Source organism: Halalkaliarchaeum sp. AArc-GB (genome assembly GCF_031432225.1).
In the GTDB taxonomy this organism is placed as follows: Archaea; Halobacteriota; Halobacteria; order Halobacteriales; family Haloferacaceae; genus Halalkaliarchaeum.
In genome coordinates this window covers 71,628-86,759 of sequence record NZ_JAVKGM010000008.1, presented here as the reverse complement: position 1 = coordinate 86,759, position 15,132 = coordinate 71,628, and the positions used below count along the sequence as shown (strand labels likewise).

Genomic DNA, 15,132 nt, shown 5'->3' with positions numbered 1-15,132 from the left:
TCACTATGAGCACCGACCGAAATTTCAGGGCGCAAAAGAGCGTCTGTCCGTTCTGTGGCGTCGGCTGTGGCGTCGAGTACAGCGAAAAGAGTGGGAAAGGCACCGGGTGGAAGGGCCCCGTGAACACGAAAGGGGAGATGTGTCCGAAGGGTGCGGCGGCGTTCGACTTCGTCGACCACGAGGACCGGCTCACCCAGCCGCTCGTGCGCGAAGACGGCGAACTGGTGCCCGCAAGCTGGGAGGAGGCGCTCGGTCGCGTCGAGTCCGAACTCGGCGGGATCGTCGACGAGTACGGTGCCGACGCGATCGGCTTTTTCGCCTCCTCGAACGCGACCAACGAGGAGAACTACGTCTACCAGAAGCTCGCCCGGATGCTGGGGACGAACAACGTCGACAACTGCGCGCGATTGTGTCACTCCTCGACGGTGGCGGCGATGAGCGAGCGGTTCGGCGCCGGAGCGATGACGAACACCCTCGATGACCTCACCGAGGCCGACGTCTACCTCGTCGCCGGGGCCAATCCCGCCGAACAGCACCCGGTCGCGTTCCGGTCGTACTTCCTGCCGGCGATCCGCGACGGCGGCGAGATGATCCACGTCGACCCGCGAGAGAACTCGACGACCGACGCGGCGGGGATCCACCTGCCGGTCCGGCCGGGCTACGACATCCCGCTTTTCAACGCGATGGCGGCCGCGATCCTCGAGGAGGGGCTCGAAGACGAGGAGTTCCTCGCAGAGCGCGTCTCCAACGTCGAGGAGTTCAAAGCGCACATCGAGCGGATCGACGTCGAGGAGAACGCGAAACTCGCCGGCGTCGACCCCGAGGAACTGCGCGAGGCGGCCCGGACGTACGCCGAGGCCGACCGCGCAGCCATCTTCACCGGCATGGGGATGAGCCAGCACCACTGCGGGACGGACAACGTCCACTCGCTTTTGAACCTCTCGCTGCTCACGGGCAACGTCGGCCGGCGCGGCACCGGCGTCAACCCGCTGCGCGGCCAGAACAACGTCCAGGGCGCCGGCGACGTGGGTGCCCTGCCGAACATCCTGCCGGGGTATGAACCCGTCGAGGACGATGAGGCGCGCGAACGCGTCGCCGAGGTATGGGGCGTCGAGCCCCCGGCGACGCCGGGACTCACCGAAGTCGAGTTCACCCACGAGTTCGGCGACGGCGTCAAGGGCGCGTTCGTCTTCGGGGAGAATCCCGCCGTCACGGAGCCTCACTCCGGACGCGTCGAAGAGGAGTTCCAGGAGCTGGACTTCCTCGTGGTACTGGACCTCTTCGAGACCGAAACCGCCGAACACGCCGACGTCCTCCTGCCCGGGAGCTCGTGGGCCGAAAAGTCCGGAACCGTCACCAACACCGACCGGCAGGTCATCCGGATGCGCCCCAACGCCGACCTCCCCGGCGATGCCCGGCTCGACCTCGAGATCATCTCGGAGATCGGCGCGCGCCTCACCGACCGCCCGGAGGCGTTCGACTACGACGGCCCCGGAGAGGTGTTCGACGAGATCACGGAGGTCAGTCCGATCTACGACGGGATGAGCTACGACGGGATCGGCGAGTCGAGTCAGCGGTGGCCCTTCTCCCCCGAAGACGGCTCCGGTACCGCTGTGCTCCACCGCGAGGAGTTTTCCACCGGGGAGAAGACCGCACCGCTGGTGCCGCTGGAACACGTCCCGCCCGCAGACGAACTCGAAGAGGACGAACTGGCGCTGACGACCGGTCGCGTGCTCCAGCACTTCAACAGCGGGGCGCTCAGCCGGCGTTCGGAGACGCTGATGCGGATGCGCGGCGAGGACGTCCTCCAGATCCACCCCGCCGACGCCGAACCGCGGGGAATCGAGGACGGCGACCTGGTCCGCGTCGAGAACGAACGGGGTGACGTCGAGGTCGAGGCGGCGGTGACGCCGGCGGTCCGCGAGGGCGCGGTGTTCCTCACGTTCCACTACGCGGATCCGCTGACGAACGCGCTGACCGGCGACGCGCTCGATCCGGTCGCAAAGATCCCCGAGTACAAACACTCCGGCGTGAGCGTCGCCCCCGTCGACGACTGATCCAGTCGCTCCACGGCCGCACCGCTTTTCGAGGAGTGCGACTTCGTTTTTCGGCTCCGACGCGTCGACGTCCGGAAAAACGGGATCCCGTGCCGGAAACAGGATCGTACTCGCGTGGGGGGAAAGGGGAAACGCGACGTACGTCCCGGATGGGGTGTCTGACGATCCGGCAGTCCGGTGATCCCATAGTGAGGTATGAACCCCTGGTATTTATGAGTGGTGTCGGACAGGGGGCGTCCGAATCGACAGACTGCGATGGATGACCCCGTGGGTCAGCCGCCGTCGGGACACCGGACGGCGTCGCGATCAGCCGCCGTCGGGACACCGGACGGCGTCGCGATCAGCCGCCGTCGGGACACCGGACGGCCTCGCGATCAGCCGCCGTCGGGACACCGGACGGCGTCGCGGTCAGCCGCCGTCGGGACTCCGCACGACCAGCACCGGGATCTCGGCGCCGTCGACGACACGTTCGGAGACGCTGCCCAGCGACGTGATCTTCTCTCGGGGTGTTTTCCCGTGGCTCCCGATGACGATCAGGTCGACGCCCGCATCGTCCGCGTAGTCGAGAATCCCACGCCATGGGGTCGCTTTCCGGATCGCGGTCGTCGAATCGAGTCCGGCGTCAGTCGCAGCGTCCGCGACCGCCTCGATGGCCGCCGTCCCCTCCCGTTCGAGCGACGCCTCGACCTCCTCGCGAGTCTCCCTGTCGGCCGCGGCCGTGATCCGGGAATCCACGACGTACAGCGCGTGCACGGTGGCGTCGTTGTCGGTCGCGATCGGAAGCGCGTGTTCGAGCGCCTCCGGGACCGTCTCGCTTCCGTCCGTCGGGATCAACACGTCGTCGTACATCGTCGACTGCTTCGGACACCGGGCGGATAACTGTTGGCCGTCGAACAGTCGGTGAGGAGCGATCCCACCGGACTCGCGTCCCGACCCTCAGTCGTCGACCTCGATCCGCGACTCCTCGGCATCCGTACCGATGCGGCGCTCGAGGAATTCGTCGAGCAACCGGAACGTGCGAAGCTTCTGTTGGCGGTCGGAGGAGGCGTGCCCCTCCTCGCCGAGCTCGCGGTACTCGAAGTCGCCGTCGGGGCCCTCCTGGAAGCCGGACTCGGCGAGCGCCTCCCGGAAGATCCGGGCCTGTGAGACCGGCACCCGCCGGTCGTTGACCCCGTGGACGATCAAAAGCGGCGCGTTCAGGTTCTCGACGTGGGTGACCGGCGACCGCTCGCGGTACAGGTCGGGATTCTCCCCGGGCGTCCCGAGGTATTTCTCCATCAGTTCCGTCCGGAAGTGGGGCATCGTGTTCTCGAACATGTCGTCGAGATCCGTCAGCCCGATCCAGGCGATCCCCGCGTCGTACAGGTCGGGATACTGGACAAGCTGCCAGTAGGCAGAGTAGCCGCCGTAGGAGCCGCCGAAGACGACCACGCGGTCGTCGTCGATCCAGTCGTGCGTTCCGATGACGTGCTCGGCGGCAGTCGCGACGTCGCCCTGTTCGGCGCCGCCCCAGTCGTCGTGCAGCGCCCGGACGAACGACCGCCCCCGGCCGGTCGAACCGCGGTAGTTCACCTGCAGCACCGAAAAGCCACGGGAGACGAGCACCTGCGTGTACAGGTCGAACCGCTTGCTGTCGCGGTGTCGGGGGCCGCCGTGCGGGTTGACGATCAGCGGCGACGGTCGGACTCCGGCGTCGTAAAACAGCGCGCCGATCTCCAGTTCCTCGGAGGGGTCGTGTTCGACCGCCGCCTGTCGCGTCGCTGGAACGCCGTCCGAGTCGACAGTGAGGTACTCCGCGTCGGCGAAGTCGTCGGGCTCGAACGGGCCGTACTCGGCCTCGATAAGCGTCTCCGCCTCGTCCGTCGAGAGGTCGTACGCGAGGAGCTCCGACCGCGTCGTCGGCGTCGTGTGGGTGAGGAGTACCCGGTCGTCGTCCAGCACAGGGCTCCCGCCCATACCGAAGCCAGCGACCCCCTCCGGGAGGTCGAACTCGCGACCCTCGCCGGTTTCGAGGTCGTAGACGATCGGAACGGTGACCGCCTCCCGCATCCGTGTGCCGATCACCCGCCGCCCGTCGGGCAGGAACGCAGCCGGCTGCTCCTCGTACTCGCCGTCGCCGAGCCACGTCACCTCGTCGGCGGCCAAGTCGTACACCCCGATCCGCCCGAGGTCGGGCGTGTTGTCGGAGACGAGCAGGCGATCCCCGTCGGGACCCCAGTCGCTGGGGGCGGCTTCGGCGCCGACGTCGCCGATCTCCAGGTTTCGGGGGTTCGAGCCGTCGATGTCGGCGACGTACACGTCTCGGTTGTTGTAGTCGTCCGCCTCGTTCGTGGCGTAGGCGAACCGCTCGCAGTCGGGCGACAGCGTCAGCCCGCCGACGGCCCGGTCGTACTCCGTGAGCTTCGTCGTCTCTCCCGTCTCCAGATCGTGACGGTAGGCGTTCATCTGTCCGTCGCGGCTGGCGGCGAAAAGCAGCGTGCGACCGTCGTCACCGACGTCGCCGATCGCGATCTGGCCGCCCATCTCGACGACCGACTCGACCGAGCCCTCGCGGGTCATCGCGTACACGTCGTTCTGTTCGTTGCCCCCCTCGTCGTTGTGGAAGTACACCCGGTCGCCGTCGGCGCCCCACTCGATGAACCACCTGGCGTTTCGCGGCACCTCCCCGTCGCTCCATTGACGGAGTTCGCCGGATTCGACGTCGAGCACGTGGAGTTCGTTCCGGCCGGAAATGTCGTAGTACACCGCCACTTCTCGGCCGTCGGGTGCGGCGGTCGGGTGCGCGAGCGTCGGCAGGTTGGCGAGCTCCTCGAGGACGTCGACGTCAGCGGCATCGTCAGGGCCTGGCATATCACCCCGTTGGACCGGGGTTGGTTTGAGTGCTCGGCTCCCGGAATTTATCTGGGCCCTCTCGTCGGCATCGATGCGCCTATCAGTCATCCCCCCGGAGGCCTCCCCATGCTGCGGTACGTGACGACCAACGAGGGGAAGATGCGCGAGGCGGCCGACTACCTCGGAGACGGCGCCGTCGAACAGTTCGACTACGACTACGTCGAGATTCAGTCGGACGACCCCGGAACGATCGCGGCCCACGGCGCACGGGAGGCGTACCGGGCCTGCGGCGAGCCCGTGATCACTGACGACGCCGGCCTGTTCGTCGACGCGTTGAACGGCTTCCCCGGCACCTACTCCTCGTTCGTGGAGGACACCCTCGGGATCGAGCGGGTCGCCCGCATCGCGCTGGCCGAGGAGGACACCCGCGCGTCGTTCCGGTGCGTGCTGGCGTACTGTGACGGCGGCCCGTTCGAGGCGGCGCCGGACACCGTCGCCAGAGACGACCGGGCCGTCGCCGCCGCCTCCAGCCCAGGGGGATCGGATCCGGGCGGATCCTCCCCGAACGGATCGTCAGCGGGAACCGAAGGCGCCGAAAGCGAGACGCTCCCCGTGAAGCTGTTCGAGGGGTACGTTCCGGGGCGTATCGTCGAGCCGCGAGGCGACGGCGGGTTCGGGTACGATCCAATCTTCGAACACGGCGGGACGACGTTCGCCGAGATGGACGCCGCCGAGAAGAACGCCCTCTCGCACCGCGGCCGTGCGCTCGCGAAGTTCGCCGAGTGGTTCCAGGCCCGACGCGATCGGGTCGAGTGAGCCCCGTCCGTCGAGTGGATTCCGCCCGGCCTCGCCGTCCCGTCAGACTCTCGACGGCCGATCCGGGCCGGGATACTCGCCGCCGACGACTTCGAGGTAGAGGCTCTCCGCGTCGAACACCGTTGTGAACGCCCGGGGTTCCCGAACGCTGAGCGGGACACGGCCCCTGAGTTCGGCCCCCGCCCGAGGGCTGGAGAGCACGCGATCGAAACTGAGCAGATGCATCGCACCGCCCCGGTAGGCCGAGGCCAACCCCGAATGATCGCCCGCCGGATGCGTGACCGGTTCCCGCCACTCTTCGACGAGTTCCCGCCAGTCGGCCGCCAGCTCCGGCGTCGAAAGCTCGGCGATCGTCGCCTCGGCGTCAGAAAGTAGCGGGTCGCTGGCGAGGAGTTCGATCCAGGAGTGGCGCCACACCCTCTCGAGGGCCTCCCGCGAGGCGTCACCGACCAGCAGATCCGCCGCGAGCACGTCGGCGTCGGCGACGACCCGGGCGGGACTCGGCTCCGGCGGCGTCTCCGTCTCGTCGTCGCGTTCCGTCTCGTTCCGGCGTTCCCCACTCCGTTCCCGATGGCGTACGAGGGCCCCACTGACGTCGTCCGCCTCGACGACGGCGTCGCCAGCCTGCCTGAAAAGCGTCGCCCAGTCCATATCGGCGATGTGGCCGGGACCTACATCCCTCTTCCGCCGTCGACGCGGACGACGACACCGCCGACAACCGAACGGCAGACGGGCGTCTGACGGGCTTTTATAATATATCCGCCTGTCTCTCCGCACGGGCGCGCAACGGCCTCAGTTCCCATCCTCCCACCCCGCGCGCCCGGCACACCCGACACCCCATCCGGCGTGGCACTGCGCCGCGCCTTTTCAACCCCTTTCAACCGAGTAGTTCCGTTCGAACGACGTCTATCTGATCTGAATCGACCAGCAGCGCGAGCCTATCGCCCGCCTCTACGATCGTTCCAGGGAGCGGAATCGTCATCGGTTCTTCGTCGCGGCCGTGCGCGTAGATCCGGCCGCGGCCACCCAGGTCGATCTCGTTTACGTGGGCGCCGACGATCGGCGCGTCGTCGGTCACGCTGACAGTAGTGAGCTGCAACTCCTCGGTGAGGTCGGCGATCGCGTTGAAGTCCCCGCCCAGAAGCGCCGTCTTCGCCCCGGCGGCGCCGAGGCGTTCGGGGTAGACGACGTCGTCGACAGCCTCGGCGTACCGATCGTACACGTCGCTGCTGAAGTCCTCGGTGATCCGCATGACCGTCCGACAGCCGTGTTTCGTCCCCAGGATACACACCGCGTAGTTCGTGTCGACGTTCCGCGTGAACCCGCCGATCGCGTCGGCGGTTTCGATGCCGGCCTCCTCGAGCACCGCGTCTTCGGAGCCGTCGCCGACGACGACGGTGAAGCCGCGATTCCGCGCGCGTTCCGCCACCTCACTGTCGTTTTCGACCACGACGACGTCGTGGCCCTCCTCTTTCAGGACGCGTGCGGTCCGCGCTCCGACTCGACCGTAGCCGACTACGATGACGTTCATGGTCGCTGTTACGACAACCCATACCAAAAAACCCTCACCAAAACCCGCAGTCGTCCGGCGCCACCACCCACCCGTCCCCGGAGGAGTGGGGAAGACCGGATCGAGCCTCAGCGCCGGATGTCAATCCCTCAGCGTCTGGTGTCCATCGCCGCGAGCAGATCGACGAGCGCCGCCGCGGACAGTTCGAGAAGTTCGTCGCCGAAATCGGCGGTGGCCTCCCCCGGATCGCCGACGACGCCGTTGTCCGTAAACTCAGCCGAGTCGTGTGCGAGGTTGACGCCGGCGACCCACTCGCCCCACCGGTCGGACGCCCCCTCGCGGGCCTCCTCGATCCGGTCGTCGCGAACGAGTTCGGGGTGAGTCGAACGCAACAGCGCCGTCTCCAACGGGCCGCCGTGTCCCATCCGGCTGGAGTGGTCGCCGACGGCGTCGAACCAGGTGAACGCCAGCGCGTAGGCCGTCCCGTCCCGGGAGAGTCGAGCCGCCGTCTCCGAGAGCGCGTCGACGTTCCCGCCGTGGCCGTTCACGAACACGACGTCTTCGATCCCGTGGTGCGCCAGGCTCTCTGCCGTCTCCCGGACGTACGCACGGAACGTGTCGGGCGACACCCACAGCGTCCCGTCGAACGCGCGGTGTTCCTCGGCGACCCCCACCGGGATCGGCGGGGCGACGAGGAGGTCGTCGGCCGATCGGTCCCCGCCTTCATCGTCGTTTGCCTCGTACCGCTGTGCGGCCGCCTCGGCGACCGAAACCGCGTTGAGCGTGTCGGTTCCCAGCGGCGCGTGGGGCCCGTGCTGTTCGGTGCTGCCGACGGGAACGAGCGCCACCGTCGGATCGGCCTCGCGAACCTCGCTCCAGGTCGATTCGGACAGTCGCATACTACCCAGTGGACGGGGGAGGGATTTTTGCCTTCCTCCTCGACGCTCTGCAACGTGGATGGCGGGTTGCACGTCAGAACCGTAGCGGGACGGGAAAGAACGTGGATTACTCACCACTCCCGTGCTGTCAGAGGCACTCCGTCCCTAGTGTAGAACTGCCGTCCGTTCACAATAAACGCCCCCGTTCACCCGGAAGATCACTGTTTTTGGAGACGATGGCCGTCAACGTCCCGCCCATAACAGTAGTTGGCAATATGACTCAGGTTTATATACGAATCCGCGGTAATCGAGTTCGGAACGCCAGTTTACGCGTTCCGAGCTAACTAAAGTAAATCACATTGCCAACAACTGATAAATAATCAGTATCAGTCGTCGTCCCCGCCACTGACTTCCGTCCGGGCCCGCCGCCGGGCCGCCCGCTCGATGAACTCCTGGGGAAGTTCGTCGATTTCGCCCGCCTGCACGCCCCACAGGTGGGCGTACAGCCCGTCGTTTTCGAGCAGATCCCCGTGAGTGCCGCGTTCGACGATCCGACCGTCCTCGAGGACGACGATCGTGTCGGCGTCCTTGATCGTCGACAGCCGGTGGGCGATGGCGAAGGTCGTCCGCTCTTCGGTGAGTCGGTCGAGCGACCGCTGGATCAGCATCTCGGTTTCGGTGTCGACGTCGGAGGTCGCCTCGTCGAGGATGAGGATGTCTGGATCCTTCAACACCGCGCGGGCGATGCTGACCCGCTGGCGCTGTCCGCCCGAGAGCTTCACCCCGCGCTCGCCGACCATCGTGTCGTAGCCGTCGGGCAGGTTCTGGATGAATTCGTGAGCCTCGGCGGCCTTGGCTGCCTCGATCACCTCGCTGTCGGTCGCGTCGAAGGTACCATAGGTGATGTTCTCCCGGACGGTGCCGTAAAACAGGAACGTGGTCTGGCCGACGTAGCCGACCGACCGGCGCAGGCTCGGCAGCGTCACCTCGCGGACGTCCTGGCCGTCGATCCGGATCGATCCCTCGTCGACGTCGTACATCCGCAACAGCAGTTTCAGGACCGTCGACTTCCCGGCGCCGGTCGGGCCGACCAGTGCGAGCGTCTCGCCGCCCTCGACGGTGAAGTCGACGTTCTCGACGATCGTTTCCTCCTCGTCGTACCCGAACGTGACGTCGTCGTACTCCACCCGCCCCTCGGTGACGGTCAGCTCGGTCGCGTTGGGATCCTCCGCCAGGCGGGACGGTTCGTCCATCAGCCCGAAGATCCGCGCCGCCGACGCCCGGGCGCGCTGATACATGTTGATGATCTGCCCGAACTGCGCCATCGGCCAGATGAACCGCTGGGTGTAGAGGATGAACACCACGAACATCCCAACCGAGAGCTCGCCGGTGAACGGCCCCGGCGGCCCCTGGAACACCCACAGCCCCCCGACGATGAACGTCACCGCAAAGCCGATTCCCGCGAGCAGACGCAGCCCCGGGAAGAACTTGATCCGCGTCTCGATGGCGTCCCAGTTGGCGTCGAAGTAGTCGAACGAGACGTCGTCGACCCGATCGGATTCGTAGTCTTCGGTGTTGGACGACTTGATCACCTGGATCCCGCCGAGGTTGTTCTCCAGCCGGGAGTTCATGTTCCCGACCGTCGACCGGACCTCCGCGTACTTCGGCTGGATGATCTTGATGAACAGGTAGGTGAAGCCGGCGATGAGCGGGACCGGCAGGAGTGCCACGAGCGCGAGCTGCCAGTTGATCCAGAACAGCAACACGCCGATCGCGACGACCATCACAAGCATCCGGAACAGGGAGTTCATCCCGTCGTTGAGGAACCGCTCCAGCCGGTTGACGTCGTTCGAGAGGATCGACATCATCTCGCCGGTCTGCTTGTCGGCGAAAAAGTCCATGTTCAACCGCTGCATCTCGTCGTAGGTGTCCGTCCGGATGTCGTGCTGGATGTTCTGCGCGTAGGAGTTGAACCCCCAGTTGCGCGTCCAGTGGAACCCCGCCCCGACGAGGAACGCGCCGGCGATGACGGCGACGGTGAACCAGAACTGTCCGGTCTGTGTCGCCGGGAGCCACGCCTCCGGCAGCAACACGAGCGGGATCTGTTCCTCGAACGCCGCCGCTTCCGCGCCCTGGTGTTCGGCCGGGGTGACGAAGATCACGTCGACCGCGATTCCGAGCATCAGCGGCGGCAGCAGGTCGAGCACCCGGGCGACGACGCTGGCGAGGATCCCGACCACGGCCTGGAAGGTGTAGTCGCTCCCGTACTCGGAGAACAGCCGCTTCATCGGGTTCTCTATCTTGTCCCGTTGTTCTTCGAACGGGTCGTCTTTCTCCCAGTCGATGCCGCTCATTGCACTCGGATAGCGGATCGGTGCGGATGAAACTTTCCTTCGAATCGAAACTGAGGACGACAGTCGGAGGTTGTCGTACAGCGCCTGCCAGAGAAAGTGGCAAGTGGCGACGCCGGCAACCTCCTTCCAGGGACATGCAGGTGACAGTCGAAGTGGTCGGGGAGGGTGAACGCACTCTCGAGCTCGATGTAGACGCCACCTACGGTGACGTCGTTCGGGGGGTCGGATACAACACGCAGGAGGCGACAGTGCTCGTCGACGGGACCCCGGTGCCCGAGGACGCACCAGTCGACACAGACCGGATGACCGTGCTGCGACTGATAAAGGGCGGCGTCTCCCGCGTCAACCGCGACGGTGATCGTCGCAGATAGCCCGAAACGTCTCTGCGTTCCGGAGCCGCAATCAGTTCCCGGTCCACCGGAGCAGCGCGAGCGTCCCCTCGTAGAGTCCGATCATAGTGAGTGTGACGATGATCGGCGCCATCCCGGTCGGGTCCGGCGTCACGAGCCACGAGAGGCCGAGGAAGCCACCCCAGAACAGGAGCCGCTTGTCCTCCAGCCACTCCCGCGTGACGAGGTTCATCATGATCGCGAGCATGATCAAAAGCGGGATCTGGAAGACGACCGCCATGTACCCGATCAGGACGACGATGAGGTTGAACGTCTCCGCCAGCCCGAACGCGATCACTGCGGTCCCCTCGGTGTAGGCGGTGAAGTACGCGAAGATGGCCGGCAGGACGACGAAGTGTGCGAACAGTCCCCCGATCGTCGCGAGCACCAGGCTCGTGGGAATCGCCGCCAGGTAATACCGCCGTTCCCGGGGATACAGGCCGGGACGCATGAACAGATACGTCTCGTAGACGAACACCGGCAGCCCGAACACGAGGCCGGCGAGTCCGGCGACCTTGAGCTTCGTGAGAATGAACTCGAGGGGACCGTACACCCGCGGCCGGTTCACTCCCGGGTCCGGGATGTGACTCGACCAGAAGTAGTTGATGGCGATGTCTGCGGACGGGTAGGCGATGAGTGTCGCGATCCCCGCCACGAGGAAGACGACGCCGAGCCGCCGCATCATCTCCTCGATGTGGTCCGCAAGCGGCATCTCCTCGTCGGACTCCGGCCCTTCAAAGAGCGGTTCGTCGTCGTCGCGCTCGGTGGCTACCGCACCGGCACCGTTCGAGACTGTCTCGTCGTCCACCTCCTCAACATCCTCATCGTCATCGTCTTGGTCGTCTTCGTCGTCATCGTCTTCGTCGTCATCGTCGTCATCGTCTTCGTCGTCTGTACCGTCGTCCTTGCCCTCCCGCTTGGGACGCATACGCCGTCGGTTCGGCCGGGGACTCGTCCCTTCGTTGATCGCAGCAGCGTCTTCCGCGTCGACTTCGCCATCGTCATCGACTTCGCTATCGTCGGCGGCTCCGTCGGCTCCGTCGTCAGCGTTCCCGTCCTCCTCGTTCGAGTCGAAGCTCTCCGGTCCGGGGAACAGCCCCTCGTCGTCGAGATCGTACGACGTCGGTTCGGACGACTCTCCTTCGTCCGTCCCCTGCTCGCCGCGTTCGGCGTCGTCCTTGCGGCGTTCCGCATCCGCGTCCTCGGACCGGTCGCTCTCCGGTTCGGATTCGGCGTCGGGTTCCGACGGCTCGTCGCGGTCCGGGTCGCCCATTCACCTGACGTTCAGTCCCGGCCATTATAGGCCTTTTCTGATAGCTCCGCGGACGGCCCGTTCGAGAAGCCGCGCACGGTTGAAAAGGTTGATAGGCATTAGTGGCCGAGTAGTGGGTATGTCCAGCGCCCTCGACGAGGACACCCAGCAGACGCTGGCCGAGGGAAGCGACGCCGTTCGGGCGATGCTCCGTTCGGCCCAGAAGGACCTGCAGAAGGCCTTCATGGTGTTTCTCTTCGTTTTTCTCGGGACGTTCTACGCACTTCGGCTGTGGGTCTGGGACTACCTCAAGGGCGTCACCCGAGCTCAGATGCCGCCCGACGTGGAGGCCCAGCTGGAGATCATCGTTCTGACGCCGTTCGACGTGATTCTCTTGCAGGCGAAGATCGGCCTCATCGTCGGCGTCATCGCCGCCATCCCGCCGCTGATCTACTTCTCCAGGGAGGCGCTTCGCGAGCGCGACATGTGGCCGGACGCACCGATCCCTCGGTGGAAGATGGCCACGATCGGCGTCCTCGCGGCGCTACTTTTCGCAGGCGGGGTCTTCTACGGCCAGAGCATTTTCTTCCCGTTCATGTTCGCGTTCCTCGCGAGCTTCGGTCTCGAGGCCGGCTTCGCGCCGAGCTACTCGATCGTGATGTGGACGGAGTTCATCGTCTTTTTGTCGCTGTCGTTCGGCCTCGCCGCCCAGATGCCGCTGGTCGTCACCGGGCTGTCGTACGCCGGCATCGTCCAGTACGAGACGTTCCGGGACAAATGGAAATACGCAGTCGTGCTCATCTTCGTCTTCGGCGCGATGTTCTCACCGCCGGATCCGTTCACGCAGATCATGTGGGCGGTCCCGTTGATCGCGCTGTACGGCGTCTCCCTGTACCTCGCGAAGATCGCGGTCACCGCCCGCCGGCGAAGCGAGACGATCGACGTGCCGACGACGATCCGCCGGAAGTGGAACGTGCTCGCCGGACTGTTCGTTGTCGGGGTCGCCGCTGTATACGGCTTTTACGATTACGGCGGTCGACAAGCGGCAAACGATCTACTCGCGTGGATGGGCAGCGACTACCGGATCGTCCCGCTCGGTGAGGGACTCGGCGTCGCCGAGCCGACCGCGATCGCGCTGTACGGTCTCCTCACGGGTGTCCTGTTTGCGGTCCTGGGACTGATGTACCTCGTGTACGCCGGCCTCGACCCCGAGGAGGAACCGGAGCTGTACGGCGATCCGACGGCGATCGACCTCGGAGAACTCGACGCGGGAGGCGTCCGGGCGGCGCCGATTGAGGCCTTCGAAGAGCTGAGCGAAGATGAGGTGATGCAACTGGCCAGCGCTGCCCTCGACGCCGACGACCCCGAAAAGGCTCAGGCACTGCTCGACCGGTTCGACGAGGTGGAAGCACAGCGCGCCGAAAGCGACGACGGGAACGGAGCGGCAGGAGCTTCCGGGGCGGCTGGCGGCGCAAGCGCCGGCGAGGCGGCCGAAGACATCGCCGGCGAACTCGGGGAACGGGGCACCCGGGCGGGATCGACGTTCCTCGAGGAGTTGACCGAAGACGACGAGGACGACATCGGCGGCTACTACAAGGACCTGAAGTTCATCTTCGACAGCGTCCGGTCGCGGTCGTTCATCATCGTCGGGACGTTCCTCGCAGTGATGGCGGCGACGTTCACGTGGCTGTACCTCGGCGGGCTGGGGAACGTCTTCGACAACTTCCTGGGCCGGCTTCCCAGCGAGGTCGTCGCCGAGAACGTGAACGTCATCACCCTCCATCCGGTGGAGGCGCTCATCTTCATCGTGAAGTTCTCGGTGCTCGTGGGCGTGCTCGCGATCTTCCCCGTCATCGCGTACTACGCGTGGCCGGCGCTGCGGGAACTCGGCTTCGTCCGTGGGCGACAGAACGTCGTCTTCCTGTGGACCGGCGCGCTCGTCGGCGGACTGATCGGCGGGTTCATGCTGGGCTACTATTTCTTTGCCCCGTGGCTGATCTCGTATCTCGTCGGCGACGCGCTCGATGCGGGGATGATCATTTCCTACCGGATCAACGACTTCTTCTGGCTGATCGTCTTCACGACCGCCGGAATCGGCATCCTCGCGGACGTGCCGGTGTTGATGGTGCTGTTGAACTACGCGGGGATCCCCTACCAGGCGATGCGCAACCGGTGGCGCGAGGTGCTGCTCGCGATGCTCACGTTCGCCGCGGTCTTCACGCCCGCCGACATCGTCACGATGTTCCTGGTGACGATCCCGCTGATGGCCGCCTACGGCATCGGCCTGTTCGTGCTGTTTTTCGTCACGCTCGGCGGGAGACGCAACCTGTCTCCGCCGGCCGAGATCGTCGACACCACCTCGACGGCGCTGGAGGTCGTCGAGACGTAGGATGCTCGCCTCGGAACGCGAAACGGTCGCCGAGCACGCGCGCCGACTGGCCGGGCTTACTCCCGGTCGCACGGGGAACCTCAGCGCCCGGCGCGAGGACCGAATGGCGATCACTCCCTCGGGTGTTCCGTACGGGGAGATCGACACTGGTGACGTCCCGGTCGTCTCCCTCGACGGAGAGGTACTGTGGGGCGATATCGCACCCTCGAGCGAGACGCCGATGCACCGGCGGATCTACGAGCGGTTCGAGCCCGGGGCGATCGTCCACACCCACTCGCCGTGGGCGACGACCCTCGCGGTGCTCGGAGAACCGCTCCCGCCGGTTCACTACATGATCGCGCTGGCCGGCGAGACCGTGCCGGTTGCGCCGTACGCGACCTACGGGACCGAACAGCTCGCGGACAACGCGGTCGAGGCGATGGAGAACACCGGAAGCGACGCCTGCCTGCTCGCGAACCACGGGCTCGTCGCGACGGGCGAGGACGTCCCGGGCGCCGTCGAGACGGCCGTGGCCGTCGAATCGGTCGCGGAGGTGTACTGTCGGGCGCGGTCGATCGGCGAACCAGAGGTGCTGTCGTCGGACGACATCGAGGCGGCTGCACAGAAGTTCGAGGAGTACGGCCCCGACGAAGGTAGCGGGTAGTCCGGGGAGAGC

12 protein-coding genes are annotated in these 15,132 nt (G+C 66.2%); 5 read left to right on the top strand and 7 right to left on the bottom strand.

All coding sequences use genetic code 11. The annotated features are described in order from the left end of the window. Window positions 1-5 precede the first annotated feature (5 nt). On the top strand, window positions 6-2,057 hold the full coding sequence (gene fdhF / locus RH858_RS09570) for a formate dehydrogenase subunit alpha (protein ID WP_259534888.1): 2,052 nt from the start codon (window positions 6-8) through the stop codon (window positions 2,055-2,057). Window positions 2,058-2,465: 408 nt separating this feature from the next. On the opposite strand, the gene RH858_RS09565 is transcribed toward fdhF, so the two are convergent. Both RH858_RS09565 and RH858_RS09560 read right to left on the bottom strand, forming a co-directional pair. Beyond that, entirely contained in the window at window positions 2,466-2,906 is a 441-nt protein-coding gene (locus RH858_RS09565) for a universal stress protein (protein ID WP_310561686.1), read from the bottom strand. A gap of 87 nt (window positions 2,907-2,993) precedes the next feature. After that, window positions 2,994-4,907, bottom strand: coding sequence for a prolyl oligopeptidase family serine peptidase (locus tag RH858_RS09560; RefSeq protein WP_310561685.1), 1,914 nt, complete (start codon window positions 4,905-4,907; stop codon window positions 2,994-2,996). 108 nt (window positions 4,908-5,015) lie between these two features. Here RH858_RS09560 and RH858_RS09555 point away from each other — a divergent pair, with 108 nt between their 5' ends. Beyond that, window positions 5,016-5,705, top strand: a complete 690-nt coding sequence (locus tag RH858_RS09555) for a non-canonical purine NTP pyrophosphatase (RefSeq protein WP_259534885.1) — start codon at window positions 5,016-5,018, stop codon at window positions 5,703-5,705. Between the two features lie 42 nt (window positions 5,706-5,747). Here RH858_RS09555 and RH858_RS09550 read toward each other — a convergent pair whose 3' ends face one another. From RH858_RS09550 to RH858_RS09535, 4 genes are all read right to left on the bottom strand, one after another. Next, window positions 5,748-6,356 (bottom strand): hypothetical protein, encoded by a 609-nt coding sequence (locus tag RH858_RS09550; RefSeq protein ID WP_259534884.1) that lies wholly within the window; start codon window positions 6,354-6,356, stop codon window positions 5,748-5,750. A gap of 226 nt (window positions 6,357-6,582) precedes the next feature. Further along, on the bottom strand, window positions 6,583-7,236 hold the full coding sequence (locus tag RH858_RS09545) for a TrkA family potassium uptake protein (protein ID WP_259534883.1): 654 nt from the start codon (window positions 7,234-7,236) through the stop codon (window positions 6,583-6,585). Between the two features lie 128 nt (window positions 7,237-7,364). Then, entirely contained in the window at window positions 7,365-8,114 is a 750-nt protein-coding gene (locus tag RH858_RS09540; RefSeq protein WP_259534882.1) for a creatininase family protein, read from the bottom strand. 365 nt (window positions 8,115-8,479) lie between these two features. Then, window positions 8,480-10,447, bottom strand: a complete 1,968-nt coding sequence (locus RH858_RS09535) for an ABC transporter ATP-binding protein (RefSeq protein WP_259534881.1) — start codon at window positions 10,445-10,447, stop codon at window positions 8,480-8,482. Window positions 10,448-10,581: 134 nt separating this feature from the next. Between RH858_RS09535 and RH858_RS09530 the strand changes: the two genes are divergently transcribed. Beyond that, complete coding sequence (locus RH858_RS09530; protein ID WP_259534880.1) at window positions 10,582-10,818, top strand: ubiquitin-like small modifier protein 2; 237 nt, start codon at window positions 10,582-10,584, stop codon at window positions 10,816-10,818. Window positions 10,819-10,849: 31 nt separating this feature from the next. On the opposite strand, the gene RH858_RS09525 is transcribed toward RH858_RS09530, so the two are convergent. Beyond that, window positions 10,850-12,109 (bottom strand): twin-arginine translocase subunit TatC, encoded by a 1,260-nt coding sequence (locus RH858_RS09525; RefSeq protein WP_259534878.1) that lies wholly within the window; start codon window positions 12,107-12,109, stop codon window positions 10,850-10,852. A gap of 118 nt (window positions 12,110-12,227) precedes the next feature. Here RH858_RS09525 and RH858_RS09520 point away from each other — a divergent pair, with 118 nt between their 5' ends. Continuing rightward, window positions 12,228-14,477: a twin-arginine translocase subunit TatC gene (locus RH858_RS09520; protein ID WP_259534876.1), complete on the top strand. Its 2,250-nt coding sequence runs from the start codon at window positions 12,228-12,230 to the stop codon at window positions 14,475-14,477. Between the two features lies 1 nt (window position 14,478). After that, window positions 14,479-15,120: a class II aldolase/adducin family protein gene (locus tag RH858_RS09515; protein WP_259534875.1), complete on the top strand. Its 642-nt coding sequence runs from the start codon at window positions 14,479-14,481 to the stop codon at window positions 15,118-15,120. The last annotated feature ends 12 nt before the right edge of the window (window positions 15,121-15,132 follow it).